This is a genomic window from Bifidobacterium sp. LH_413, from assembly GCF_056357015.1.
Window position 1 is genome coordinate 623,322 of sequence record NZ_JBKEVK010000001.1, and the last position, 25,789, is coordinate 649,110.

Genomic DNA, 25,789 nt, shown 5'->3' on the forward strand with positions numbered 1-25,789 from the left:
TGAAACAAGGAGAAACCGATGGGCAAATATCTTCTGCGCCGTATCCTGCAGATGATCCCCGTGGTTCTCGGTGCGACGCTTCTGGTCTATGCGCTCGTCTTCGCGCTGCCGGGTGATCCGGTCAAGGCGATGTTCGGCGACAAGCCCGTCAACGAAGCGGTCGCCGCCCAGATCCGCGCCGAATACAACCTCGACAAGCCATTCATCATCCAGTACCTGCTGTTCCTCAAGAACGCGTTCACGCTGGACTTCGGCAACACGTTCGCTGGGCAGCCGGTCATCGACGAGATCGGGCGCGCGTTCCCCGTCACCATCAAGCTGGCGGTCATGGCGTTCGTCTTCGAAGCGGTCTTCGGCGTGGTGTTCGGCATCATCTCCGGCCTGAAGAAGGGCAAGTGGTACGACTCGGTCATCCTGATCGTCTCCCTGCTGCTCATCTCCGTGCCGACGTTCGTCACCGGCTTCGCCGGCCAGTACTTCCTCGGCGTGCAGTGGAGCCTCATCCCCGTCACGGCCAGTGCCAACCCGACGTTCACCGAGCTGCTCTTCCCGGCGATGGTGCTGGGATCGGTCTCGATGGCGTACATCATCCGACTCACCCGTTCCGAGGTCTCGTCGAACATCGCCCTCGACTATGTGCGCACCGCGCGCGCCAAGGGCATGTCGAACAAGTCAGTGATGGTCCGCCACGTGCTGCGCAACTCGCTCATCCCCGTCGTCACCTACCTCGGCCAGGATCTCGGCGCGCTCATGGGCGGCGCCATGATCACCGAGCAGATCTTCAACATCCACGGCGTCGGCTTCCTCACCTACCAGAGCATCCTCAAGGGCGAAGGCAACCTCGTCGTCTCCATTGTCACGCTGCTGCTGCTCGTGTTCGTGATCTGCAACCTGATCGTCGACCTGCTGTACGCGGCGCTCGACCCGCGCATCCGCTACGAGTGACGAGGGAGGAAAGGACATCATGACCGACGAAACCAAACCCGCCGTCTACGAGACGCTGCCCGGCCAGGAGCGCTACGTCGCCCCGCTCGACGAGACCCCGCTGCAGGCCGTCGACAAGGTCGACGAATCCGCCCCCGCCACGAGCATGTGGGCCGACGCGTGGCGCACGCTGCGCAAGAACCCGCTGTTCATCATCTCCGGCGTGCTCATCGTGTGCATCGTCTTCGTGGCGCTGTTCCCCGGCGTCATCACGAAGATCGACCCGAACTACTGCAACCTCGACAACTCGCTCGAGCCCGCCGAGGCCGGCCACCCGTTCGGCTACGACTTCCAGGGCTGCGACGTGTTCGCCCGCACCGTCTACGGCACCCGCACCTCGCTGTCCGTGGGCCTGCTGACCACGATCATCGTCGTGGCCATCGGCACGCTCATCGGCGCGGTCGCCGGCTTCTGCGGCGGCTGGGTCGATGCGCTGCTGAGCCGCATCATCGACATCTTCTACTCGATCCCGTTCCTGCTGGGCGCCATCGTCGTCCTGCAGATGTTCCGCACCTCCACCTCCATCTGGAAGGTCGTGCTCGTGCTCGCCCTGTTCGGCTGGGTGTCCACCGCGCGTATCGCCCGCGGTTCGGTGATGGAGGCGAAGAACCTCGAGTTCAACACCGCGTCCACCGCGCTCGGCTCCACGCCGATGAGGAACCTGTTCCACCACATCATCCCGAACGCGCTCGCCCCGATCATCGTCATCGGCACCACGTCCCTCGGCTCCTACATCGTGTCCGAGGCGACGCTGAGCTTCCTCGGCGTCGGCCTGCCGACCACGACCGTCAGCTGGGGCGGCGACATCTCGCAGGCGCAGGTCAACCTGATGACCAACCCGATGGTCCTGTTCTACCCGTCCGTGGCGCTGGCCATCACCGTGCTGAGCTTCATCATGATGGGCGACGCCGTCAAGGACGCCCTCGATCCGAAGAGCCGCACGGCCTGAGTGTGAGGTAGGAAGACAAATGGAAAACACGAACGATGCCAAGATCGTCGAGATGCAGAAGGCCCACGGCCCGCTGCTCGAGGTGAAGAACCTCGCCATCGACTTCACCACCGACGACAAGCGCGCCGTGCACGCCGTGCGCAACGCGTCCTTCTCCGTCTACCCTGGCCAGTGGGTGGCCATCGTCGGCGAATCCGGCTCCGGCAAGTCCACGTCCGCCATGGCCGTGCTCGGCCTGCTGCCCGGCACCGGCCACGTGGTCGGCGGCTCCATCAAGCTCGACGGCCAGGAGCTCACGGGCCTGAAGCCGAAGGACTTCGACAAGCTGCGCGGCGACAAGATGGGCCTCGTCCCGCAGGACCCGATGAGCAACCTCAATCCGGTGTACCGCATCGGCACGCAGGTCAAGGAGGCGCTCACCGCCAACAACATGGACGTGGCGCACGAGAAGCGCTCCGCCCTCGCCAAGGCCCTGGCCGGCGAGGAGGCGGACGTCGAGCTCAAGGGCAACGACGACGAGACGTTCGTCGGATCCGCCGAGCTGCCCGCCCTGCTCGACGCCGCCAAGGCCGCGCTGGCCGAGGCCGGCGTCGGCGAGGAGGCGGCCGCCAAGTCCATGGACTACTTCAAGGGCGAGTGGGTGCCCGGCTCCGAGACCCGTTGGCGCGTCGCCGACGACCTCATCAAGGCCGGCGTCGCCGACGACAAGGCATGGGCGATCGCCAAGGCCCACGTCACCGGCTCCACCGTGGACGACCGCATCGCGGGGCTCCTTTCCGAGGCGGGCCTGCCCGACGCGGCCACCCGCGCCCGCCAGTACCCGCACGAGTTCTCCGGCGGCATGCGCCAGCGCGCGCTCATCGCCATCGGCCTCGCCTGCCGCCCCGACCTGCTCATCGCCGACGAGCCGACCTCCGCGCTCGACGTGACCGTGCAGAAGAAGATTCTCGACCATCTGCACATGCTCACCGACTCGCTCGGAACCGCCGTGCTGTTCATCACCCACGATCTGGGCCTCGCCGCCGAGCGCGCCCAGCACATCGTCGTGATGTACAAGGGCCAGGTCGTCGAATCCGGTCCGTCGCTCGAAGTGCTCCAGCACCCGCAGCACCCGTACACGAAGCGTCTGGTCGCGGCCGCCCCGTCGCTCGCCTCCCAGCGCATCATCTCCGCGCACGAGCGCGGCGAGGACGCGGACGCGCTGCTCGAGCACCACATCGTCGGCGAAGACAAGCTCGAGAAGAGCGAGGACGTCATCGTCGTCGACCATCTGACCAAGGAGTTCAAGCTTCCGCGCAAGAAGGAGATGTTCAAGGCCGTCGACGACGTGTCCTTCTCCGTCAAGCGCGGCTCCACGCTGGCCATCGTGGGCGAGTCCGGCTCCGGCAAGTCCACCGTGGCGAACATGGTGTTGAAGCTCCTGACGCCCACCTCCGGCAAGGCGCTCTACGAGGGCAAGGACATCGCCTCCCTCACGGGCAAGGAGCTCCTCGAGTTCCGCCGCCACGTGCAGCCGGTGTTCCAGAACCCGTACGGCTCGCTCGACCCGATGTACTCGATCTACCGTTCCATCGAGGAGCCGCTGCGCATCCACGGCATCGGCGACAAGACGAGCCGCGCCAAGCGCGTGCGCGAGCTGCTCGACATGGTCGAACTGCCCGAGTCCGTGATGACCCGCTACCCGAACGAGCTGTCCGGCGGCCAGCGCCAGCGCATCGCCATCGCGCGAGCCATGGCCCTCAACCCGGACGTGATCGTGTGCGACGAGGCTGTCTCCGCCCTCGACGTGCTCGTGCAGGACCAGGTGCTGCACCTGCTCAACGACCTGCAGGCCGAAAAGGGACTGAGCTACCTGTTCATCACCCACGATCTGGCCGTCGTCCGCCAGATCGCCGACGAGGTCGTGGTGATGCAGCATGGCCGTCTGGTCGAGCACGCCACCACCGACGAGGTGTTCAACCACCCGAAGATGCAGTACACCCGCGACCTGCTCGACGCCATCCCCGGCGGCAAGCTCCAGCTCGGCCTCGACTGAGCCTTAGCCCTTTCCCTCGGCCCCCCTCTGACGAGGGGGCTCCCGGCGAAGCCGGGTGGGGAAGAGACCCGAAACGCATGACGAAAGGCCCCCTCTCACACGAGTGAGAGGGGGCCTTTCGTCATGCATGCCCGTATAGTGAGCCGCATGATCTCCATCACGACATCGAACATGAACGGCATCCGCGCGGCGAAACGCAAGGGCGTGGAGGAGTGGGCGCGACGCAACACGCCCGACGTGTGGTGCATGCAGGAGGTGCGCGCCCCGCAGGCCGAACTCGACCCGATCCTCGACGGTCTCGCCGCCGACTACGCGGAGGCGGGCCGCGTCGAAGGCCCGGCCGCGCTGCACCGCGTCAACGAGGTGTGCCGCGTCAAGGGCCGCGCCGGCGTCGCCCTGCTCTCCGACCTGGAGGTGACCGCCGTGCGCCACGGACTGCCCGGCCTCGACGAGGACGTCGATTCGGGCCGTTGGATCGAGGCGGACGTCGTCACCCCGCAAGGCTATTCGATCACCGTCGCATGCGTGTACGTGCACGCCGGCAACGCCGACGACGCGACGAAGATGGCGCAGAAGTTCCGCTTCCTCGACACGATGCTCACGCGCATGGGCGAACTGCGTGACGAGGCGGCGAAGGGCGGACGCCAGGCCGTGCTGTGCGGCGACTTCAACATCGCGCACACGCCGCTCGACATCAAGAACGCGAAGGGCAACGTGAAGCACGCGGGCTTCCTGCCCGAGGAGCGCGCCTACGTGGACCGGTGGCTGGACGAGTACGAGTTCGTCGACGTGATGCGCGACCTCGCCGGCGACATCCAGGGACCGTACACGTGGTGGAGCCAGCGCGGCCGCGCCTTCGACAACAACGTCGGCTGGCGTCTCGACTACCAGTTCGCCACGCCGGAGCTCGCCGAGACCGCGCGCGGATTCGTCATCGACAAGGCGCCCGCCTACGATCTGCGCTGGTCCGACCACGCGCCCCTCACCATCCGCTACGACGTGTGACCTACGGGCAGCCGAAGGTGTTAGGCTTAACAGGGTCGCAACCGTAAAGAACGTAGCAACGAAACGAGGAACCATGGGACTGTTCGGATTCGGCAAGAAGAAGGACAAGGCCGCGAAGGCCGCCGTCGAGACCGAGGACGAGGACGCGAAGGCCGCCGCGGCCGCGAACGCCGCCGCCAAGGCCGACAGCGAGACCGCCGAGGAGACGGCCGCCGCGGCCCTGCCGGAGGCGAGCAGCGAATACGCGGGACGCGGCGAGGAACGCGGCCCGTGGGACGTGGACGACGAGGACGTGCCCGACTACGACGACTACCTCGACCTCGGCGCCTACTACCTGCCGTTCATGCAGCACATCGAGCTGCGCATCAAGGCGAACCGCGCCACCCGCGCCATCCTCGGCTCCACCATCACCTACAAGAACTCCAGCCTGGAGATCGAGGCGTACGCCGCGCCGAAGACCCTCGGCCTGTGGGAGGATTGGCGCGACGACTTCCTCGCCGCCAACAAGAAGGCCTCCGCCGTCGAAGGCGTGTTCGGCACCGAGCTGCGCCTGCCCGTCGAGATCAAGGGCGGCAAGACCCTCACCACGCGCATCGTCGGCGTGGACGGCCCCCGCTGGATGCTGCGCGGCATCTTCTCCGGTGTGGCCGCCACCGACCCGGACGCCGAGGAGACCGAGGCGCTCAACCGCTTCTTCTCCGACATCGTCGTCGAGCGCGGCGAGGAGCCGCTCGCCCCGCGCGACCTCATCCCCATGCACCCGCCGGTCAGCCCGTCCGAGCGCAGGGCCGCGAAGGCCGCCGCCGAAGGCGAGACCGAAGCACAGGGCAAGGAGCACCTGAAGGACGTCCCCACCCGTCCGGACGGCCCGCTGAGCCAGGACCAGCAGACGGAGGTCAAGACCACGCTCTCGCGCGGCCCGATGTTCTCCGAAGTCCGCTGACGTGGGCGCGAACGTGGCCGATCCGAATCAGAGGAAGCGCACCGGTCTCGGCGCACTCGCCGGGGCCGGCGACCGTGCCGGCGACGGCGCGGGGGAGGACTTCTCCGTCATCGAGGCGATCGGCGGCCCGCGCGGCGTCGTCGAATCGATGCTGCCCGGCGTCGTGTTCGTCGTCCTGTTCATCGCGACGAACGACCTGAACCTCACCATCGGCGTGTCCGCCGCGCTGGCCGTCATCCAGGTGCTCGCGCGTCTCATCCAACGCCAATCGGTGATGGGCGCGCTGAGCGGCCTCATCGCCGTGGGCATCTGCCTCGTCTGGGCGTGGAAGAGCCACGAGGCCCGCAACTACTACATGCTGGGCTTCCTCACGAACGGCGTGTACGCGGCGCTGCTCGCCGTCTCGCTCGCCGCGCGCGTGCCCGGCCTCGGCCTCGTCATCGAATTCATCCGCCAGATGCCCACCGAACGGTTCCGCGCATGGTTCCACGACTGGATGGACGACAAGGCGCTGAAACGCGCGTACATGATCATCACCGCCCTGTGGCTGGGCCTGTTCGCCCTGCGCCTCGCCGTGCAGGTGCCGCTCTACATGACCGATCATGTGGCGGCTCTCGGCGTGACCCGTCTCTTCATGGGCATCCCGTTCTGGGCGCTCGCCATCTGGGTGAGCTACCTCGTCATCGCGACGCCCCTGCACCGCCACAAGGCGGCCGCACGCGCCCGCGAGGCGACCGAATAGACCGAATAGGTATCGAAAACCGAAGACACAGCCGAAGAAGACACAACCGAAAAGGAACCCATGGAAGCCGAAGTCCGCATCGAACGCTACGCCGACCAGGGCCGCTGCGTCGCCCACATCGACGGACGCGTCGTGTTCGTCCGTTTCGCCCTGCCCGGCGAGCACGTCCGCATCGCGCTCGACGAGCCGCACGACCGCGACGACCGGTTCTGGACCGGCGAGGTCGTCGAGGTCATCGAACCGAGCGACGACCGCGTCCCGCCCGCATGGCCGCTCGCCGGCCCGCTCGCCATGGGCGGCGGCGTCGGCGGCGCCGACCTCGTGCACGTCTCCCTGCCCGGCCAGCTCAAGTGGAAGGCGGTCACCGTCTCCGAACAGCTGAGCCGGCTCGGCCATATCGACGTGGCCGTGCCCATCGAACGTGAGGACGGCGACGAGGCGCTCGGCGGCTTTCATTGGCGCACGCGCATCGAGATGATCGCCGACGAGGATGGACGTCCGTCGATGCGCCGTCGCGGCACGCACGTGCGCGTCCCCCTCGACACGATGCCGCTCGCCACGAAGACCCTGCTCGATGTAGCCGCCGGGCAGCACGTGTGGGACGGCGGCTTCGAACCCGGCTCGCAGATCCGACTCGCCGTGCCCGAGCCGCGCGGAGGCGTCGCCATCCGCGACAATCACGCGATTCTCGTCGACGGCGAACTGACCGCCGGTTCGCGCGTGCTCAACGAGCAGGTCACGGTCGCCGGCACCACATTCACCTACGAGGTCGACGCGAACGGCTTCTGGCAGGTGCACCGCGAAGCGCCCGTCGCGCTCGCGAACCACGTGATCGACCTGGCGCGCCGCGAACTCGACGGCCGCGACGACGCCGTCATCTGGGACCTCTACTCCGGTTCCGGACTGTTCACGCTGCCGCTGGCGACGCTCGTCACCCCGCGCACGCGCATGTTCAGCGTCGAAGGCGGCCGCGACGCGGTCAAAAGCCAGCAGCGCAACCTGCGCCGCATGGACCTCGCGGACGTGGACGCGCGCTGCGGCGACGTCGCCCGCACGCTCGCGCACGTGCCCGCGCATCTCGCGAACCCCGACCTCATCGTGCTCGACCCGCCGCGCGCCGGTGCCCGCGCCAAGGTGTGCCGTCAGATGGCCGAGGCGGGCGCACGCTCCATCATCTACATCGCATGCGATCCGACGTCGCTCGCGCGCGACACGGGCACGCTGCGCGGCCTCGGCTACGAGCTCGCCGACGTGCGCGCCTACGACATCTACCCGATGACCCACCACGTCGAGACCGTGGCACTGTTCCGCCGCGGAGGGGACGCCGCGTGACGGGGGGTGCCGCCTTGCGGGGTGCCGCGATCCGGTCGGTTCGTGCCATCGCATGCTCGTTGTGTGCTGTGGCGCTGCTGGTGCCGGCCGCGTGCGCGCCGCATGGCACCGCGGTCGGCGACACGCAGGGCCGCACGCCGTCCATCGCGCACGTCGGCACGGTGCGCGACGACGCGGTGATCGGCGTCGTCGGCTCCGCCACGGCCGCCGCTGATTCGGTGGTATTGGACGCGTTCGCCGACGCCGGGTTGGAAGCCGTATACGTGTCGGTGAAGGATTCCGGGGATTCCTCTGGGTCTTCCAGTTCCTCCGCTGGGTCCGGTTCCGATGATTCCGCGGCGGCCGCCGCCCGCGCCCAGCAGGGCGTGCGCGACATGGTCTCGCGCGTCGTGAACCTCATCATCATCGCCGACATCGATGTCACGGTCGACTCGTCTGGCTGGGATTCCGCGTTGCAGGACGCCCGCGACGCCGGCATCCCCGTCGCCCTGCTCTCGCCCGTGCACGCGCCCGCCGACGAACGCCTCTATGCCGCGACGCTCACCATCAACGACCGTGCCACCGACGCCACGCCGATCGATGACGCCGCCATGACCATCCTCAACGACGAACCCCACGCCCGTCAGATCACCGTCAGCACGGTTCGGTAGGGGATAGGGAGAGTCGCACAGGATGGGGATGAGGCGTCGTTCTCATGCCGTTTCTCCCGGTGCAATCTGCCGTTCGGCCGTCGGTTCTCCGTTGTTTGACATCGGTTCTCTGCTGTCCGGTATCGGTTTCCCATTGTTCGGTATCGGCCCTGTCGTTCGGCGTCGGAACCCGCCACCCGGCGTCGGTTCTTCGCCATGCTCGGCGCGGAACCGACACTGGGTGTCTCCTAAGCGTCTGTTCCGTGCCAGCCATGGCATGCTCCCGACACTGAATCCCCGCTTAGCGTTGTTTCCGTGCCAAGCTTGGCAATCCGACGATGCCCAAGACCTCCGCTGACGTCGCTTCCCTGCCATGCGTGGCGTGCTCCCAACGCCGGAAGCTGTCCCAGCGTCGGGAGCACGCCACGCACTGGCTCCGAATGATGCTGAGGGAATGTGGTGCCGGGCAATTGCTGTGCTGCTGTACCGTGCACGCGTACATGCGGTGCTGGGGAATCAGTCGGGTAAGCCGTTCCGATGTTCGCAAATCATGTGGGATATGCCAGGATGGAGGAACCGCCGACGCAATGCCGGCTGGCAGCCGATGGAAGAGGTGTCTGTATGAGTGTCGCCGCGAGGATGTTCGATGCGGGCGTCGACCCTGATGTGATTCGCGTGTACGCCGCGCTCGGCATTGATTTGGATCAGGCCATGACGTTCGTCGAATTCGCCGAGGTGATCGGCACCGTCATGCAGGAGGAGCTGGAGCGTTACGACGACGGCTCCGACGATGAGGCGTACGTGCTGCGGGGAGCTCACATCGGCCATTTCAAAGACGCCGTGAAGAACGGCGTCATGCAGCACATGCTGGAACGTTGGTAGAGCTCCTGCATAAAGGGAAGAATGAAAACGGAATACGCCCCGAATACTTGGCTATGGGAATCAGGAACGTCCATAGAAGTCCTCGGTGCTGTACTCCTTCCACTTGAGATACATCTCCCGATAGTTCTTCTTGATGAACTTCTGGATTATGGAGACTTCCTTTGCGGTAAGTCTGCCTTGGCGTTCCAAAGTAGTATCGCCGTTGGCCTTGACGAAGAACTTCGCTGAACCGGATTCGGTGAGTTTGGTGTCGCTGGCGTGTACATGCATGCATTCGATGACACAGAATGAAGTGAAATACAGATAATACCCGGCAACCATGAATTGGAAGTACTTAGGCATGATTCTCCTCTAGGAATTCCCGGTTGTTCCGGTAATACTCCTGAACGATGCCGACTTCCATATCATCCATACTGGTCTCCAGCACGGTGCCGTCGCGATCGAGTACGGTGGCCGAGTCGGGACTATTGAGGTTCAGTACTCTGACATGGCCGTTTTCGGCGTTGGTGAATGCGTAGCCATTGACGATCATTCCCGCAGCGCTGGCGATTGCCGCGATATCAGGCATGGGCTATCCTCACTTTCTTGATTGGTTTGAGAAAACGGGCGGCATCGATGTAAAGATCCTTGAGGATGGGCTCCAAATCGATGTATTCTTCCTCGGGCATGGCATTGTGCCTGTACTTCGCGTCTACGACCAGGTATCCGTCGTCGTCCCATTGTTTGATATCCGTGTACCGCTCCAGCGAATAGGGAGCGCGGAAACGTATACGCCGACCTCCATATTCGAACACGGTGAAGCCGTTTTCCGCGCCGAGATACGCCGTGTCGTTTCCTGGTTCCGGATTGTATGCAGATGGTGCGCACATGGTCGGTTTCCTCCTTCCGGCGCCTGTCGCAAAAGCGATTCCGTGTTGTTTTCGATTATAGGTGTCGGGGCGTGTACCGTTTTCCGCCGGGGCGTGAAGGAGCTGCCACGTAAAAGCGTGCGTGTGGAACGCGTTGAGCGGAGGTCCATCAACCTCGAATCGGCCCACGGCCAGCGAGCCGCCATCGAGCAGAGGCCAGTCGAACGAGCCGTGGGTGCCGCGCGTCCACAGGATTCATTCCGATTCCATACGCCCATATCGCGCGTGAGCCCGAAGGGGCCCTCAACACTACCGGTGCATTGTAATAGCATGCAAATATACATGGTTTCAAGCATGGAGGTTTGATATGGCTATGCTGACCGTCCCCGTGGATACCTTGGTTCCCATCAGCCGCTTTGGCCGTGGCACCGCAAGCGCCGAGTTCGCGAAGGTCGCGGACAACACGCCCGTCACCGTGCTCCGCAACAACGAGCCTGTGTATTTCATCATCAACGAGCATGACTACCGTCATTTCCGGGAATTGGAGGAGGAGATCAAGGCGTTGCGCAACGCGGAAGCTCGACGTCAGGCGACCAGTGGCGAATACACTCACTCCTTCAAGTCCGTCGACGAGATGGATGACTATTTCGATGCGCTCTGAACCACTGACCATCGCGACCATCAGAGCCTTCGATCAGGATGTGAAAGCCCTGAAGAAGAAACAAGTCGATTTCAGACGGATGAAGCCGGCGATTCGTGCGCTGGTGAACGGAGAGACCGACGTATTGAAGACGAAATACCGCGATCATGCGTTGACGGGTCAATGGAGCGGATTCCGTGAATTGCATATCGACGGCGATTTGCTCGTCTACTTCATCGACGGCGACAAGCTGGTGCTCGTCCTGACCCGTACCGGCACGCACGACGAACTCTATTCATCGAAGACGCCAAAGAGCCTCATACGGGGCTACAAGGACGCGGATAGACATGGATTCGGTGGTTGATGATTCGCCGGTGCGCCGGAATTCCAATCAACCTTCGTGAGGTTTCGACCTTACCGAAGCATTGGTGCTGCACAGGCCATCTTCGCACTCGTGAAGCAGATACTTGTTGGCAAGTTCGACAAGAATAACGCCGCAACGATAGACACGACCGCGGAACTACGGGCGATACGGCGAGGCCATGCGCCAGTACACCAGCAACAGCCGCATCCCCGGATATGCGGGCCCGCCGGATCTGAACTACTTCCGCGGCACCACAGCACAGTGGAACAAGTACGCCAACTCCGGCAACACCATAGTCACGCCCGCGCCGACGCCGCAGCCTTCGGTACCGCGCCGGAGGCCGCCGCTTCCATACCCAAACCAATCTTAAGGAGAAGATTCATGGATATTTCCGCAGCGACCGCCCTCGCCGCCGGCATCGTCGCCCTCGTCGCGCCCGCCTTGGTTCAGGCGTTCAAGAGCGCCTCCCCGCCGACTACGTGGGCTTGACCAGCCTCGGCGTGAGCATCCTGCTCGGCGTCATCGCCATCTCCGCCACCAACGGCTTCCACGGCTACGGCTGGGGCATCATCCTGACCGGCGTCATCGGCGTCGCACAAGCCGTCTACACGCTCGTGAACCAAGCGTTCAACGGCAAGCTCAGCAAAGATAATGAAGCCGGATACCATCAATGAGCTAAGCCCGTCTCGTGATGTTATGCACGAGACGGGCTTTTTCTTGTGTGAAAACCACCTGAAGGTTATTTAGCGTCCATCCCGAATCCTTGTTCACGGTATCGTCGGATCTGTCCTCTTCGGTAGGTTGGTGCAATTAGACCGATGCCGGTGCTTTCGGGAGGATAAACCGGTGTCGCTAGTTCCATCCGCCGACGAGTTCGAGGCAGCAGTGGCCCGTCACCGGGCGCCCCCGGTAGGTGCCGACCACCTTGCTCGCGCCTTCGTATTTGCAGCCGGAGGGGTTCGGCGAGGCGATTTCCTGTTCGTCCATGATGGACGTGACGGTGAGTTTCGCTTCCCATTCGGGGATGGAGACGGTCCATCCGGTCGGATATTTCATGCCTGTCGTGGGGCTTTCCCACACGTTGAAGGAGTCTCCGGCCATCGGATCCACGCCGGTGAAGGATTGGGTGCCGTCTTGGTGCAGGACGCTCGCCCAGCAGTGCTCGTCGCCGGTGGCCAGTTCGGTTACACCCCATAGGCTGATCACGTCGGGATCGTTGTCGAAGCAGAGGTTCATCCACAGCCATTTGCAGTTGTAGCCGTCCTTGAGGCTTCTGCCTTTGGGCATGCCGGCGAACTGACGGTCCATCCATACCATCCCCTCCACCTCGTGGCGCTGGCCGTCGAGAGTGATGACGCCTTTGGCGGCCATGTGCGGGAACGAGTATTGGTAGTTGGCCACTCCGGCGATCTGGAAGTAGCCGGTACCGAGACTGTAGAGTGGGTATCCGGTGCCGTGCAGGTCGAGGTAGATGGATCCGTCCGGCATGGCCGATGCGATGCGCATGTTGTCGAGATCGCCTTCGATGACGTCCTTGTCGGTGTGGATGTGCAGTCCCTGGCCTGCGACTTGTCCTCGCCTGACCTTGTAAAAGCGGTCTTCGTGACGGTAGATGCGTCCGGTCTCGTCGGTGATGGACAGCACGCTGTTGATCATGCGCACCGGCAGGTATTTGGAGAGCTGCAGGACGCTGACGTGGTACATGAAGTCAAGGGTGTGGCCGCCCGCCTCGAAATGACCGACCCAGAACCATGAGTTGCCGGCTTTGTCGGTGCGTATGAATGTGTCTTGGATGGGATCCACCAGCGGTTCGGTGCCGTGGTGGAAAGTGCGGATGTTGTGGGTCAGCGAGTTGTTCGTGGTGTTCATCATGTCTCGTTTCGTTTTGGTTCCGTGTTGTCTGTTGATGCGTTGTCGTTTCGGTCACTGTCCGACGAGAGTCCGTTTCGTCGTGCCTCGGTGCGTTCGAGTCGCCAGAAGCGCCGTGATGAGGGCGGCCGCGAGGATGACCGCGATGGCGGCGAATGCCAGCGTCGAGCCGAGTATGGATTGCGCGTGGCCGGTGGCGGTGGGCGCGAGGGTGGTGGACAGCGCGGAGATGGATACGATGAGGGCTGTGCCCATCGAGGAGGCGATCTGTCCGACGGTGTTGGTCACGCTTTGCGCGTGCCCGATGTTTTCGTTGTCGAGCGCGTTGATGCCCCAGGTGTTCACCGGGGTCATGGCGAACATGAGTCCCGTGTAGAGCACGGTGTAGGCGCATGCTGTGAGGATAACCGAGGCGTCCGCGCCGAGCAGAGCCATGAGCACGCCGCCGATGGTCATGACCGTCAGGCCGGGCAGGGCGACCTTGCGGATGCCGTATTTGTCGAACATGCGGCCCGAGACGATGCCGCAGCATGCGCCGATGAGGGCGCCGGGAAGCATGGCGAGCCCGCTGGCGGTGGCGGATGCGCCGAGCACGGTCTGAATGAACATCGGCACCATGACGTTGCAACCCATGAGGGCCGCCTGCATGCATGCCACGATGATCACCGAATGCGCATAGGTGCGGTTGGCGAGGATTCCGACGCGCAGCATCGGTTCCTTCGCCTTGAGCTGTCGGCGCACGAACACGGCCACGAGCAGCACGCCGACGACGATCAGCGAGACGGTGAGCATCATGTTGCCGGTGGACGTGAACGTGGACAGCCCGTACAACAGGCATGCCAGACCGACCGAGGAGAGCAGCACGGAGACAAGGTCGAACGCACCCGGTTGGAAGCCGTCGAAGTTACGCAGGTAGACGGCGGCCAACGCGATGACGATCAGCGAGACTGCCGCCATGATGACGAACAGCGTGCGCCAGCCGAACGAGTCGATGATCACGCCGGAGACGGACGGGCCGAGCGCCGGGGCGAAACCGACGACGAGTCCTGTGATACCCATTGCCGTACCGCGGCTTTCCTTGGGGAACACGAGCAGGATCACCGCGGTGACCATCGGCATGATCGCGCCGGTGCACAGGGCCTGCAGCACCCGGCCGACCATGAGCAGGGGGAAGGTCGACGCGAATGCGGCGACGAGACTGCCGGCCGCGAACAATGAGATGCATCCAATGAACAGCCTGCGGGTGGAGAAGCGCCCCATGAGGAACGCGGCGAGCGGGATGACCATCGCCTCGACCAGAGAATAGCCGCTGGACAGCCACTGAACGGTGGTGGAATCCACCCCGAGGTCCTTCATGATGGACGGCAGCGCCGGCGTGACCACCGACATGTTGAGCACGGCCAGCAACGTGCCCATGAGCAGCACGATGACCATGATCCATTGTTTTCTGTTGATGCCAAGTTTCACAATAACACTCCGATAAGCAATAGTTATTGATTATTCAACGAGCATCAATTATTATCGAAACGCAACGGATGACAACCACCGATATGCGACATACCTCGCTTATACGACGATTTGCCCGAATCGTCGTATAACACTCGGCTTATGGTCGGCGAGGGAATGACGCCACCGGCAAACGAACAGACGAAAGGGGCATGATGACCGATCTACGCATCGTCAAGACCCGCAAGGCGATCCGCGAGGCGTTCCTGCGCCTACGGGCATCAGGAGTTCCGGTCTCGAAGGTCAAGGTCAAGGGCATCTGCGACCTTGCGCTCGTCAACCCGAGCACGTTCTACAAGCATTACCTCGACGTATACGACCTCAACGACAAGCTTGAGGACGAGACCATCGACGCGATGCTGGAGCATTACCCCGACAAGGACAAGATCCTGTCCGATCCACCCGCATTCCTCAATGGCTGGAGACCGGCCATCGACAGCCAGATCGACGATCTGCGCGTCCTGTTCGCAGGCCGCCCCGAAGCCATGTTCCGCAAAATCGAATCGACGCTCGTCGAACGTTACTCCGCCCGAGCAGCGAACGAACGCGAGCGCATCGCCGCCGTCTTCTCCATCGCCGGGGCCCTCCACTCGCTTGGCCTGCTCAAGCTGGAAGGCGGACAAAGCGACGACGAGATCATCGCGGCGGTCGTCGAAAACCTCAACGCCATCGCCGCTCGGATCCCCGACGGACGATAACAAACACCCCTTATACGAATCAACGGCATCATCACACGGACACCCATCAATCACCCATCAATCATCATGGAACAGACAACACAACGCCATCCCGCACCATCGTCGGCAGCGCGATTCGTTCGACGTGCGGCACCACCGGACTGTGGGTCGGCACGCTCATCGTCGGCTGCTCGATTGCGGTGGGCAACGTCCTGGTGCCGGCCATAGTCAAACGTGACTATCCCGGCCGCACATCACTGGCCACCGGCATCTACTCCGCATGCATGGCCGGCATGGCCGCGTTCGCTTCGGCCGCGACATTGCCCCTGTCCGACGCTCTCCCCCGATCGGATTGAAGACCTCGACCACCGAGGAGACGACGCAACTGTCGGGCATGGCGCAATGCGTCGGCTACCTGCTCGCCGCGGTCGGCCCCACGTTGGCTGGAACGCTCTACGACATTACTTCGGGATGGCGCACGGTACTCATCATGCTGGCCATACTCGCCGTCGCGCAGACCGCCATTGGCGTCATCGTCGGACGGGGTACGGGAGTGAAACGATGACCCTGCTCGATGGAACAACCTATGATGCGGCAGTACGCGCACGGTCGGTGGGCTACTACCGCAATCGGCGGCTGATCCTTGCCGACGTGAACCTCACCATTGCCGCCGGCGGACGATGGGTGCTGTTCGGACCGAACGGCGTGGGAAAATCCACACTGCTGGAAATGATCGCGATGCGCACCTACCCCAACGTCGGCGAACTGCGCGTCTTCGGGGACCGAACCGTCGCGGGCTCGGACCCGGAGCGCCGTCGCACCCGCATAGCCATCGTCTCGTCGGCGTTCGGGCACAACATCGGGTCGGAAAAGAACCCGCTCACAATCGTCGCCTCGGGGATTCCACGAGGAACGAAGGATTCGGCCGACGAGGCATACGAGAAGGCGTATGCGATGATGCGCCGGCTCGACATCGCATATCTGGCCGGCAAACAGTGGCGCAACCTGTCCGAAGGCGAACGCACGAGGGTGATAATCTCCCGCGCACTCGTCTCTCCGGCGGATCTCTTGATCTTCGACGAGCCGACCACCGGCCTTGATTTGGGCGGCCGTGAAACGGTGCTGCGAGAACTGTCGGCATTGGCCTCACGACGGGACAACCGCACCACGACGCCGGGAACCATCACGTTCGCCGGACCGATAGGCGAAGGCCTTACCGACGAACGTCTTGCATCGATGTTTGGCATCTCGCTGCATGTGGAGCGCACAAGGGGACGATGGAAAGCTGCGTTCAGATCACGTCTCGCATGAGTGCCCTGAACGAATGTCTCATAGCCGGTTGTCGCCGTTCTCCAGTCATTGCGCCTCATTTGACTGGGGAACACCTGCGCCGATGCGGACACAGCCGGGACACAATGACCGCGGGGAACAGCGAAATCAACGGCAATCAACGAATCTCGCGAAAGTCAGCAAAATGGCGTCATTGCAACGAAAACGTAACTGACGAAGCTCACGAAAACCAATGAAGCGACCCTTCAAAATAACAAGGGGTTACCCAGTCATCCTGGGGAATGATGGGGTGGAGGCCGACTCTTCGATAAGCCGGCCTCCACCCCATCAGATTGGTGTGCTCAAAGCCGAGCCACCACTGCGCTCGCCGATCCGATCAGAAATCGAAATCGTCCGGGTCGGCGCCGTTGCGGCGGCCGGTCTCCAGGGCGCTGACGGCGGCCATGTCGGCGGCGGTCAGGTTGAAGTCGAACACGTCGAAGTTCTGGCGGATGCGGTCGGCGTGCGTGGACTTCGGCAGGACGACCACGCCGCGCTGGATGTGCCAGCGGATGACGACCTGCGCCGCCGACTTGCCGTACTTCGCGCCGATCTCGGCCAGACGCGGGTCGGCGAGCAGCGTGCCGCCGGTGCCGCCGAGCGGGCTCCACGCCTCGACGGCGATGCCGAGGCCGTGCGCGAAGTCGACGAGCTCCTGGTTCGCGAACTGCGGCGACGATTCGATCTGGTCGGCCGCGGGCGTCACGTCGCTATCCTTCAGCAACTCCTCGAGATGATGGCGCTGGAAGTTGCTCACGCCGATTGCCTTCGCGCGTCCGGAGGCGTAGATTTCCTGCATGTCGTTCCACGCTTGTCGCCAGCCGTCGGCCGGCCAGTGGATGAGATACAGGTCGACGTAGTCGACGCCGAGACGGTCGAGGCTCTCCTGGAACGCGTCCTTCGCGCGGTGCGCGCGGATGTCGTCGTTCCACAGCTTCGTCGTGAGGAAGATGTCCCCGCGCGGCACGCCGGAACGGCGGATGCCCTCGCCCACGGACTCCTCGTTGCCGTAGATCCTCGCCGTGTCGATGTGACGGTAGCCGGCTTCGAGCGCCGCGGTGACCGCGTTCACCGTCGTGTCGCCGTCCGGCGTCTGGAACACGCCCAATCCCACCTGCGGGATGACCGTGCCGTTGTTCAATGTGATCGTCGACTGGATAGCCATGACGCTCCCTTCTCGCGCAATGATGCTGCAATGGTGCCGCAATGATGCTGCAATGATGCCGCAATGATGCTGCAATGATGCTGACGCAACCATTCTACGGAGCTACGCACGGTAGGGTAGTGGGCATGAGTGCGAATTCAGCGATTGGCGTGGGCGATGACGTGGACGAGACCGGTCTGACGGCAGCCGAGGTGCGGGCGCGCGTCGCGTCCGGGGCGGTCAACAGGGTGAAGGACTCCACGTCGCGCTCGGTGAAGGACATCGTGCGCGCCAACGTGTTCACCCTGTTCAACGGGATCATCCTCGCGGCGATGATTCTCGTGCTCGCCACCGGATCGTGGAAGGACGCGGTCTTCGGCTTCGTCATCATCATCAACACGGGCATCGGCATCGTCACCGAACTGCGCGCGAAACGCACGCTCGACAGGCTCTCCATCCTCGTCGCCTCCGACTATCTCGTGCGCCGCGACGGACGCGACGTGACCGTGCCGCATGACGGCATCGTCATGGACGATCTGCTCTGGGTGCGCTCCGGCGAACAGGTGCCCGCCGACGCGGAGATCGTCCGCGACTGGGGGTTGGAGCTCGACGAGTCGATGCTCACCGGCGAATCGCGCACCGTCCGCAAGCATGAGGGCGACGCCGCCTACTCCGGCTCCACGGCCGTCTCCGGGATGGCGCTCGCACGCGTCACCGCCGTCGGCGCACGGTCGTACGCAGCCACGCTCACCGCGAAGGCCAAGGTGTACAAGAAGACCGTCTCCGACCTCAACAAGGGCATCAACACGATCCTCAAGTTCATGACGTTCCTCGTCGTGCCGCTGTGCGTGCTGCTCATCATCTCCCAAATCCACACGGTCGGCGGATGGTCGGTCGCGCTCGCCACCGGACAGTGGCGGCAGGCGGTCGTCTCCGCCGTCGCCGGCGTCGTCGGCATGATCCCCGAAGGACTCGTGCTGCTCACCTCGCTCAACTTCGCCGTCGCCGCGATGCGTCTCGCACGGCACGAGACCTTGGTGCAGGAGCTCGAATCCGTGGAGACGTTGGCGCGCGTCGACTGTCTGAACCTCGACAAGACCGGCACGATCACCGACGGCGGCATCGCGCTCGACCGGGTGGTCATGCTGCGGGGCGGCGACGGCAGTGACGATGGCGGTGATGGCGGCGATGCGACGTCCGGGGAGCGGGAGACGACGCAGGCGCTCTACGATCTCGCGAACGAGGAGCAGCCGAACGCGACCGGCCGCGCCGTCCTCGACGGGCTCGGGGCACGTGGGTACGCGCCGGGCGAGGTCGTCGCACGTGTGCCGTTCTCGTCGTCGCGCAAGTGGAGCGCGGTGACGGTCGCGGGCGGTGCGACATGGTATCTGGGGGCGCCGGAGGTGCTGTTGGCGGCGTTGGACGGCGACCACGCGGCGCTGCTGGAACGGGTCGAGACGATCGCGAAGGAGGGCAGCCGCGTGCTGCTCGTCGCGCGGGCGCGTGCAGACGGCCAAGGCACGGCGTCCGGGGACTTGCCGGGATCTCTCCCTCAGTCGGCTGGCGCCGACAGCTCCCTCGTCAGGGGGAGCCAAGATGCAATCGCGCTCGACCGGCGCGCGGTGCCGGTGGCGCTGGTGGTGTGCTCGGAGCGGCTGCGCGCCGACGCGGAGGCGACGCTCGCCTGGTTCCGCGAACAGGGCGTGCGATGCCGCGTCATCTCCGGCGACAATCCCGTCACCGTCGGCGCGATCGCGCGTAAGGTGCGGCTTGCCGGCGACCGGGATCCACGCATCATGGACGCGCGTCTGCTGCCCGACGATCCGGCCGAACTCGGTCGCGTCCTCGAAAACGTGGACGTGGTCGGCCGCGTCCTGCCCGACCAGAAGAAGCTCATCGTCGACGCGCTGCATGCGCGCGGCTACACGGTCGCGATGACCGGCGACGGCGTCAACGACGCGCTCGCCCTGAAGGAGGCGGACCTCGGCATCGCGATGGGCAACGCCGCGCCTGCCACCAAGGCCGTCGCCCAGGTCGTGCTCGTCGACTCGAAGTTCTCCCACCTGCCCGACGTGGTCGCCCGCGGACGGCAGGTCATGGCCAACATGGAACGCGTCGCCGGCCTGTTCCTCGTCAAGACCGTGTACTCGGCGCTCATCTCGCTGGGTGTGGTGCTCACGCAGATCCCATACCCGTACCTGCCGCGCCATATCACCTACATCGGCGCGCTCACCATCGGCATGCCGGCCTTCATCCTCGCGCTCGCGCCGAACACGCGCCGCTACATCCCCGGCTTCCTGAAGCGCGTCGTCGGATTCGCGCTACCCGGCGGCATCGCCACCGCCCTGTCCGTGCTCATCACCGCATGGACGCTGCCGCGCATCATGGGCTGGGACGTGGCCGGTTCGGCGGCGGACCTCGCCTCGTTGCGCGCCACCGAGGCGATCGTCCTGTTCGTCATGGGCGTGTTCGTGCTTGCCCGCGTCGCGCGCCCCCTGAACGGCTGGCGCGGCGCGCTCGTCGCCGTGTTCGCCGCCGCCGGCGTCATCGGCATGTTCATCCCGTTCGTCGCGCGCTTCTTCGCGCTCGTCGTCCCCACCGGCGCGCTCGTCGCGCCCACGCTGATCGCGCTCGCCGGCGCGGCCGCCGTGTTCGCCGTCTGCCTTGCCGCGGTGCCGTGGGCGTCGCGCACGGCGCTCGGCAGGCTGCTCGGCCGCGCCGCTGGAGACCGGGCGGACGCGCGTCCCGTCGGTCGCGCGGACCGTCGCGACGGAAAGTGAGCGTTCACTCCGCACGTGCGCGGCGGTCGGCGTATTGTCTCACGTTTCAAGCCGACACGCCAGAGGGAAAGTTACGTTCCCGTACCATTTCGAGTGGATAATCGGCGATATCAAGCCGGTCCAATGATTCGGAGGAAGCATGTCCCTACGTGACGACCAACTGGCGACGCTCCACGCCGCCGGCAAGGATTTCGACTACTACAAGATCGCCGACCTCGACGGCGTCGACCACCTGCCCTACTCGCTGAAGGTGCTCGTGGAGAACCTGGTGCGCAACATCGACGGTGCCAACATCACCGACGACCACGTCAAGGCGCTCCTCGACTGGGATCCGGACGCCGAACCCAGCCACGAGATCCAGTTCACCCCCTCCCGCGTCGTCATGCAGGACTTCACCGGCGTGCCGTGCATCGTCGACCTCGCCACCATGCGCGACGCCGTGAAGAACCTCGGCGGCGACCCGGAGGTCATCAACCCGCAGGTCCAGTCCGACATGGTCATCGACCATTCCGTGCAGATCGACAAGTACGCGCTGCCCAACGCCGTCGAACTCAACATGGACATCGAATACCAGCGCAACGGCGAACGCTACCAGTTCCTGCGCTGGGGCCAGCAGGCGTTCCGCAACTTCCGCGTCGTGCCGCCGGGAACCGGCATCATCCACCAGGTCAACATCGAATACCTCGCCAAGGTCGTCATGACCAAGAGCGCCGAGGCGTCCGGACTGGGCGACGGCCGCGAGCTCGCCTACCTCGACTCGTGCGTCGGCACCGACTCGCACACCACCACCGAAAACGGCCTCGGCGTGCTCGGCTGGGGCGTCGGCGGCATCGAGGCCGAGGCCGCCATGCTTGGCCAGCCGATCTCCATGCTCGTGCCGCGCGTCGTCGGCTTCAAGCTCACCGGCTCCATCCCCGAGGGCGTGACCGCCACCGACGTGGTGCTCACCATCACCGACATGCTGCGCAAGCACGGCGTCGTCGGCAAGTTCGTCGAATTCTATGGCGAGGGCATCGCCTCCGTGCCGCTCGCCAACCGCGCCACCATCGGCAACATGAGCCCCGAATTCGGCTCCACCTGCGGCATCTTCCCCATCGACGACGTCACGCTCGACTACCTGCGCCTGACCGGCCGCTCCGACGAGCAGGTCGCGCTCGTCGAGGCCTACGCGAAGGCCAACAAGCTGTGGGGCGACGCCAAGGACCCCGACTACGTCGAGCCGAAGTACTCCGAATACATGGAGCTCGACCTCGGGACCGTCGTGCCGTCCATCGCCGGCCCGAAGCGCCCGCAGGACCGCATCGTCCTGTCCGAGGCGAAGGAGACGTTCGAGAGGACGCTGCCCGCCTACGAGACCGAGAAGACCGTCAAGGAGCCGGTGCCCGTCTCCACCGACTTCCGCGGCGATTTCGAGCTGAACAACGGCGACGTGGCCATCGCCTCGATCACCAGCTGCACGAACACCTCCAACCCGTCCGTCATGGTCGCCGCCGGCCTCATCGCCCGCAACGCGCACCTCAAGGGTCTGAAGCCGAAGCCGTGGGTGAAGACCTCGCTCGCGCCCGGCTCGCAGGTCGTCGCCGACTATCTGAAGGCCGCGGGCCTCCAGGACGACCTCGACGCGCTCGGCTACGAGCTCGTCGGCTTCGGCTGCGCCACCTGCATCGGCAACTCCGGCCCGCTGCTGCCCGAGATCAGCGAGGCCATCAACGCGAACGACATGACCGTCACCGCCGTGCTGTCCGGCAACCGCAACTTCGAAGGCCGCATCAGCCCGGACGTCAAGATGAACTACCTCGCCTCGCCGCCGCTCGTCATCGCCTACGCGCTCGCCGGCACGATGGACTTCGACTTCGAGTCGCAGCCGCTCGGCCAGGACGCGGACGGCAACGACGTGTACCTGAAGGACATCTGGCCGACCAACGAGGAGGTCGCCGCCGTGGTCAATGGCACGGTCAGCCGCGAGATGTTCCTCAAGGACTACGCCTCCGTGTTCGAGGGCGACCATCGCTGGAAGGGCCTCGACGTGCCCGAGGGCGAACTGTTCCAATGGGACCCGAAGTCCACGTACGTGCGCCGCCAGACGTTCTTCGACGGCATGAGCGCCGAGCCCGCCCCCGTGTCCGACATCCACGGCGCGCGCGTGCTCGCCCTGCTCGGCGACTCCGTCACCACCGACCACATCTCCCCGGCCGGCGCGTTCAAGGCGTCCAGCCCCGCCGGCAAGTACCTGACCGAGCGCGGCGTGGAGCCGAAGAACTTCAACTCCTACGGTTCGCGCCGCGGCAACCACGAGATCATGGTACGCGGCACGTTCGGCAACATCCGCCTGCGCAACCTTCTGCTCGCCTCCACAGGCAACGAGGTCACGCCCGGCGGCTACACCTACGACTTCACCACCGGCAAGCCGTCCACGATCTTCGACGCGTCCCTCAACTACAAGGCCGAGGGCACGCCGCTCGTCGTGCTCGCCGGCAAGGAGTACGGCACCGGCTCCTCGCGCGACTGGGCCGCGAAGGGCACGCTGATGCTCGGCGTGAAGGCCGTCATCACCGAAAGCTTCGAACGCATCCACCGTTCGAACCTCATCGGCATGGGTGTGCTGCCGCTCCAGTTCCCCGAAGGCGAGTCCTACGCGTCGCTCGGCCTCGACGGCACCGAGACCTACGACATCGCCGGCGTCGATGAGCTCAACTCCGGCGTCACGCCGAAGACCGTGCACGTGACCGCCACGAAGGCCGACGGCTCGACGGTCGGATTCGACGCGGTCGTGCGCATCGACACGCCCGGCGAGGCCGACTACTACCGCAACGGCGGCATCCTCCAGTACGTGCTGAGGAACCTCATGCGCAAGTAGTCGGTGCATGGCCGGCCGCAAGGCGGAACGAGAGAAGGGGTCTGGAACGGTTGTGTTCCAGACCCCTTCTCTCGTATCGCACTACCCGACTGACCGTTTCCCGGCGCGTGCCGCGCGTCAGCCGGCCTGCTGGCGGTACTTCTTCCAGATCTCCGACAGTTTCATGCCGTCCGACGTGCGCTTCCACACGTCCAAGCCGCCGCTCGCCTTGCCGCCTGCCGCCGCCTTCGCCGCAGCCGTGGGGGAGGCGTGTTCGGAACCGTCGTCGAGACGGAATTTGCCGGTCTCGGTCACGGTCGCATACCAGCGTTCGCCCTTGCGCGGACGCTCCCAGACGAGCCTCTCGCCGGGGATGAGCAGCCCGGCCTTGACGACCTGACGGATGGTCACCCGCCGCGACCCGTGCGACGGCTTGGCCGCCGTGGCCTGGGCGAGCGCGTCGTTGTCCTGGCTGGTCAGATCCGTGTGGTTCTCGTCGTATCGGATCTGCCAGTAGTCGGCGATGAGGCGGATCGTCTCCTCCTGACGGTGTTTGAGCATCGCCGGCGTGCACTCGTTGAAGTCCTTCAGCCCGTCGGTCAGCGGGAACCTGCGCGAGTCGGCGCGCATGAGGATCCGGTCGCGGCGCTGCATGTACTCGCCCATGCGGTCGAGCTGGTCGGGAGCGCCCTGGGCGAGCGCCATGTTGCCGAGACGGTACATCCAGTAATCGTGGTCGTCCTGCGACCAGTTCGCGAACGACGCGGAGCGTTCGATGTCCAACGGCATGACCGCCAGCGCGCTCAGACGGCGCGGGCGCGTCAGGTGCGCGCCCGCGGCCTGCTCGTTCGCGCGGATGAGCAGCAGGCGAATCAGCTCGTCGTCGCCCTGCATCTCGCTGTGCAGCCGGATCAGCGCGCCGGTGCGGTCGTCGGCCCTGACGGCCAGACCGCGCACCAGATTCGTCGGATACCCCTTGTCGAGGTCGCGGATCGCGGCCGTCATGTGGCCGCGGCGCGTGAACGAGTCCACGCGGTTCAACGTGTCGACGCCGGTGATGCGTTCCAGAGCGGCGAGCACTTCATTGAGACGGTGCGCATCATGGCCGCCGAGCGTCTTCACCGTCGCGTTCGCGCGTGCCGCGCGGCCGGCGCGCGACGCGAACGGCGACACGTCGGGGGAGCCGAGATGGCGATACGAGTGGACGAGCGTCCACATGGCGACGGCCTTCCACTCATGGTTGCGGTAGTCGTTCAACGCCTCGAGCCGTGATTTCACATCGTCGGGCAGCACGGTGTCGGGCGCGTGGGCGATGACCTGCCATGCGGCCGCATAGGGGGCGAGCGTCCCGTCGATGAACGCGGGCACGTCGCCCGCGTCGATGCGCGGCTGCAGCACGTCGGCGAGGAACTCCTCGATGAGCTTGTCGGTGGAATGCTTGTGCGTGAGGACCATGTGCAGCGTCGCGAAGAACTCCTCGGTGGACTGCGGGTCGTCGCCGAGCGGGTCCATGATGTCGTCCCAACGCGCGGCGTACGCGTCCATCTCCGCCGGCTTCAGCGCGGACGTGGCGCGCGCCTTGAACACGTCGGACGCGGTGAGCGGCAGTCCGCGCATGTTCATCACGTCGAAGATGCGGTGCGCGCCGTCCAGGTCGTCGGTGGTGACGATGACCAGCGTGACCATCTTGACCATGTACGAGGCGAACGCGCGACGCTCCTCCTCGCCCAGTGAGGACAGCTCGTCGTAGACGCGTTTCGTGTTGCGCGTGATGTTGCGTTGCGCCGCGGTCGTCCAGTCCTCGTCGCCCAGATCGAACAGCGCCTCCAGATTGCCTTCCTGCACGTATTCGCGGAAGAAGGCGGCGTCCCGTTCGCGCAGCGTGAGCCGCGGCTCGTTGACGATGCCGCGCAGCTTGTCGCCCGGATCGACGATGAGATGGTCGAGCAGGGTCATCCACTCGGGGTCGCGTTCCAGGTCGCGCAGCGCGGCGATGATGATCGACAGGGAGACGAGACGCTGCTGGCCGTCGATCACCTCGTAGCGGGGGCCGCCCTCACGCACCAGGATGAGCGAGCCGAGGAAGTAGGGCGTCTCCGGCGTCTTGCACGCCTCCAGCAGATCGTTCACCAGCTGCAGGATGTTCTCGGGCTTCCAGATGTAGGCGCGCTGGAACGAGGGTATGAACAACCGGTAGTCCGGCGTGAACACATCACCCAGCGGCAGTTCCTTGGCGTTGATACCCATGTCATGTTCCTTCCGGCGTCTTCGGCCGGCCCCGCGAACCGCAGCGGA

General features: G+C 64.9%; 23 protein-coding genes and 1 pseudogene. 17 read left to right on the forward strand and 7 right to left on the reverse strand.

The annotated features are described in order from the left end of the window. Positions 1-18 precede the first annotated feature (18 nt). The 9 genes from AC1AYN_RS02355 (at position 19) to AC1AYN_RS02395 (ending at position 9,501) form a co-directional block, all read left to right on the forward strand. Positions 19-945 (forward strand): ABC transporter permease, encoded by a 927-nt coding sequence (locus AC1AYN_RS02355; RefSeq protein WP_476501904.1) that lies wholly within the window; start codon positions 19-21, stop codon positions 943-945. Between the two features lie 19 nt (positions 946-964). Beyond that, positions 965-1,933 (forward strand): ABC transporter permease, encoded by a 969-nt coding sequence (locus AC1AYN_RS02360; RefSeq protein WP_476531812.1) that lies wholly within the window; start codon positions 965-967, stop codon positions 1,931-1,933. Positions 1,934-1,952: 19 nt separating this feature from the next. Further along, positions 1,953-3,968, forward strand: a complete 2,016-nt coding sequence (locus AC1AYN_RS02365) for a dipeptide ABC transporter ATP-binding protein (RefSeq protein ID WP_476531814.1) — start codon at positions 1,953-1,955, stop codon at positions 3,966-3,968. 147 nt (positions 3,969-4,115) lie between these two features. Next, positions 4,116-4,973, forward strand: a complete 858-nt coding sequence (locus tag AC1AYN_RS02370) for an exodeoxyribonuclease III (protein WP_476501901.1) — start codon at positions 4,116-4,118, stop codon at positions 4,971-4,973. 73 nt (positions 4,974-5,046) lie between these two features. Then, the gene (locus AC1AYN_RS02375) at positions 5,047-5,916 is read left to right on the forward strand and encodes a DUF3710 domain-containing protein (RefSeq protein ID WP_476531816.1); all 870 of its coding nucleotides are present in this window, start codon (positions 5,047-5,049) and stop codon (positions 5,914-5,916) included. A gap of 13 nt (positions 5,917-5,929) precedes the next feature. Beyond that, positions 5,930-6,658 carry a DUF3159 domain-containing protein gene (locus AC1AYN_RS02380; RefSeq protein ID WP_476531817.1) on the forward strand — a complete coding sequence of 243 codons (729 nt, stop codon included), beginning with the start codon at positions 5,930-5,932 and terminating at the stop codon, positions 6,656-6,658. Between the two features lie 60 nt (positions 6,659-6,718). After that, entirely contained in the window at positions 6,719-7,990 is a 1,272-nt protein-coding gene (locus AC1AYN_RS02385; protein ID WP_476531819.1) for a class I SAM-dependent RNA methyltransferase, read from the forward strand. A 68-nt stretch (positions 7,991-8,058) separates the two neighbouring features. After that, positions 8,059-8,640, forward strand: coding sequence for a hypothetical protein (locus AC1AYN_RS02390; protein WP_476531821.1), 582 nt, complete (start codon positions 8,059-8,061; stop codon positions 8,638-8,640). A 600-nt stretch (positions 8,641-9,240) separates the two neighbouring features. Then, entirely contained in the window at positions 9,241-9,501 is a 261-nt protein-coding gene (locus AC1AYN_RS02395) for a hypothetical protein (RefSeq protein WP_476531823.1), read from the forward strand. A gap of 60 nt (positions 9,502-9,561) precedes the next feature. Here AC1AYN_RS02395 and AC1AYN_RS02400 read toward each other — a convergent pair whose 3' ends face one another. From AC1AYN_RS02400 to AC1AYN_RS02410, 3 genes are read right to left on the reverse strand one after another with little or no spacing between them, the layout of a single operon-like run. Continuing rightward, the gene (locus AC1AYN_RS02400; protein ID WP_476531825.1) at positions 9,562-9,843 is read right to left on the reverse strand and encodes a DUF4160 domain-containing protein; all 282 of its coding nucleotides are present in this window, start codon (positions 9,841-9,843) and stop codon (positions 9,562-9,564) included. After that, positions 9,836-10,069, reverse strand: a complete 234-nt coding sequence (locus AC1AYN_RS02405) for a DUF7723 family protein (protein ID WP_476531827.1) — start codon at positions 10,067-10,069, stop codon at positions 9,836-9,838. The genes AC1AYN_RS02400 and AC1AYN_RS02405 overlap by 8 nt, the downstream gene beginning before the upstream one ends. Beyond that, positions 10,062-10,370, reverse strand: a complete 309-nt coding sequence (locus AC1AYN_RS02410) for a DUF7724 family protein (protein ID WP_476531829.1) — start codon at positions 10,368-10,370, stop codon at positions 10,062-10,064. Before AC1AYN_RS02410 ends, AC1AYN_RS02405 begins: the two co-directional genes overlap by 8 nt. Before the next feature lie 346 nt (positions 10,371-10,716). Here AC1AYN_RS02410 and AC1AYN_RS02415 point away from each other — a divergent pair, with 346 nt between their 5' ends. The 3 genes and pseudogenes from AC1AYN_RS02415 to AC1AYN_RS02425 all read left to right on the forward strand — a co-directional run bounded on the left by AC1AYN_RS02415 (position 10,717) and on the right by AC1AYN_RS02425 (position 12,027). After that, positions 10,717-11,010, forward strand: a complete 294-nt coding sequence (locus AC1AYN_RS02415) for a prevent-host-death family protein (RefSeq protein WP_476531831.1) — start codon at positions 10,717-10,719, stop codon at positions 11,008-11,010. Further along, entirely contained in the window at positions 10,988-11,353 is a 366-nt protein-coding gene (locus AC1AYN_RS02420) for a type II toxin-antitoxin system RelE/ParE family toxin (protein ID WP_476531833.1), read from the forward strand. Before AC1AYN_RS02415 ends, AC1AYN_RS02420 begins: the two co-directional genes overlap by 23 nt. Positions 11,354-11,734: 381 nt before the next feature. Further along, positions 11,735-12,027, forward strand: a pseudogene (locus tag AC1AYN_RS02425) (hypothetical protein). Positions 12,028-12,205: 178 nt separating this feature from the next. Here AC1AYN_RS02425 and AC1AYN_RS02430 read toward each other — a convergent pair. Next, a complete protein-coding gene (locus AC1AYN_RS02430) occupies positions 12,206-13,225 on the reverse strand; it encodes a lipocalin family protein (protein WP_476531835.1) in 1,020 nt (339 codons plus the stop codon). A 51-nt stretch (positions 13,226-13,276) separates the two neighbouring features. Beyond that, complete coding sequence (locus AC1AYN_RS02435; RefSeq protein WP_219130881.1) at positions 13,277-14,689, reverse strand: DHA2 family efflux MFS transporter permease subunit; 1,413 nt, start codon at positions 14,687-14,689, stop codon at positions 13,277-13,279. A 191-nt stretch (positions 14,690-14,880) separates the two neighbouring features. Between AC1AYN_RS02435 and AC1AYN_RS02440 the strand changes: the two genes are divergently transcribed. The 3 genes from AC1AYN_RS02440 to AC1AYN_RS02450 all read left to right on the forward strand — a co-directional run bounded on the left by AC1AYN_RS02440 (position 14,881) and on the right by AC1AYN_RS02450 (position 16,716). After that, the gene (locus AC1AYN_RS02440) at positions 14,881-15,426 is read left to right on the forward strand and encodes a hypothetical protein (RefSeq protein ID WP_476531837.1); all 546 of its coding nucleotides are present in this window, start codon (positions 14,881-14,883) and stop codon (positions 15,424-15,426) included. Positions 15,427-15,757: 331 nt separating this feature from the next. Beyond that, positions 15,758-15,970, forward strand: coding sequence for a hypothetical protein (locus AC1AYN_RS02445; RefSeq protein ID WP_476531839.1), 213 nt, complete (start codon positions 15,758-15,760; stop codon positions 15,968-15,970). Beyond that, the gene (locus AC1AYN_RS02450; RefSeq protein WP_476531841.1) at positions 15,967-16,716 is read left to right on the forward strand and encodes an ATP-binding cassette domain-containing protein; all 750 of its coding nucleotides are present in this window, start codon (positions 15,967-15,969) and stop codon (positions 16,714-16,716) included. The genes AC1AYN_RS02445 and AC1AYN_RS02450 overlap by 4 nt, the downstream gene beginning before the upstream one ends. A gap of 355 nt (positions 16,717-17,071) precedes the next feature. On the opposite strand, the gene AC1AYN_RS02455 is transcribed toward AC1AYN_RS02450, so the two are convergent. Next, positions 17,072-17,899 carry an aldo/keto reductase gene (locus tag AC1AYN_RS02455; protein ID WP_476531842.1) on the reverse strand — a complete coding sequence of 276 codons (828 nt, stop codon included), beginning with the start codon at positions 17,897-17,899 and terminating at the stop codon, positions 17,072-17,074. Between the two features lie 125 nt (positions 17,900-18,024). On the opposite strand from AC1AYN_RS02455, the gene AC1AYN_RS02460 reads away from it, so the two are divergent. Both AC1AYN_RS02460 and acnA read left to right on the forward strand, forming a co-directional pair. Further along, complete coding sequence (locus AC1AYN_RS02460) at positions 18,025-20,658, forward strand: HAD-IC family P-type ATPase (RefSeq protein WP_476531844.1); 2,634 nt, start codon at positions 18,025-18,027, stop codon at positions 20,656-20,658. A 139-nt stretch (positions 20,659-20,797) separates the two neighbouring features. Beyond that, positions 20,798-23,515, forward strand: a complete 2,718-nt coding sequence (gene acnA / locus AC1AYN_RS02465; RefSeq protein ID WP_476531846.1) for an aconitate hydratase AcnA — start codon at positions 20,798-20,800, stop codon at positions 23,513-23,515. Between the two features lie 117 nt (positions 23,516-23,632). On the opposite strand, the gene AC1AYN_RS02470 is transcribed toward acnA, so the two are convergent. Next, complete coding sequence (locus AC1AYN_RS02470; protein WP_476531848.1) at positions 23,633-25,741, reverse strand: GmrSD restriction endonuclease domain-containing protein; 2,109 nt, start codon at positions 25,739-25,741, stop codon at positions 23,633-23,635. Positions 25,742-25,789: the final 48 nt, after the last annotated feature.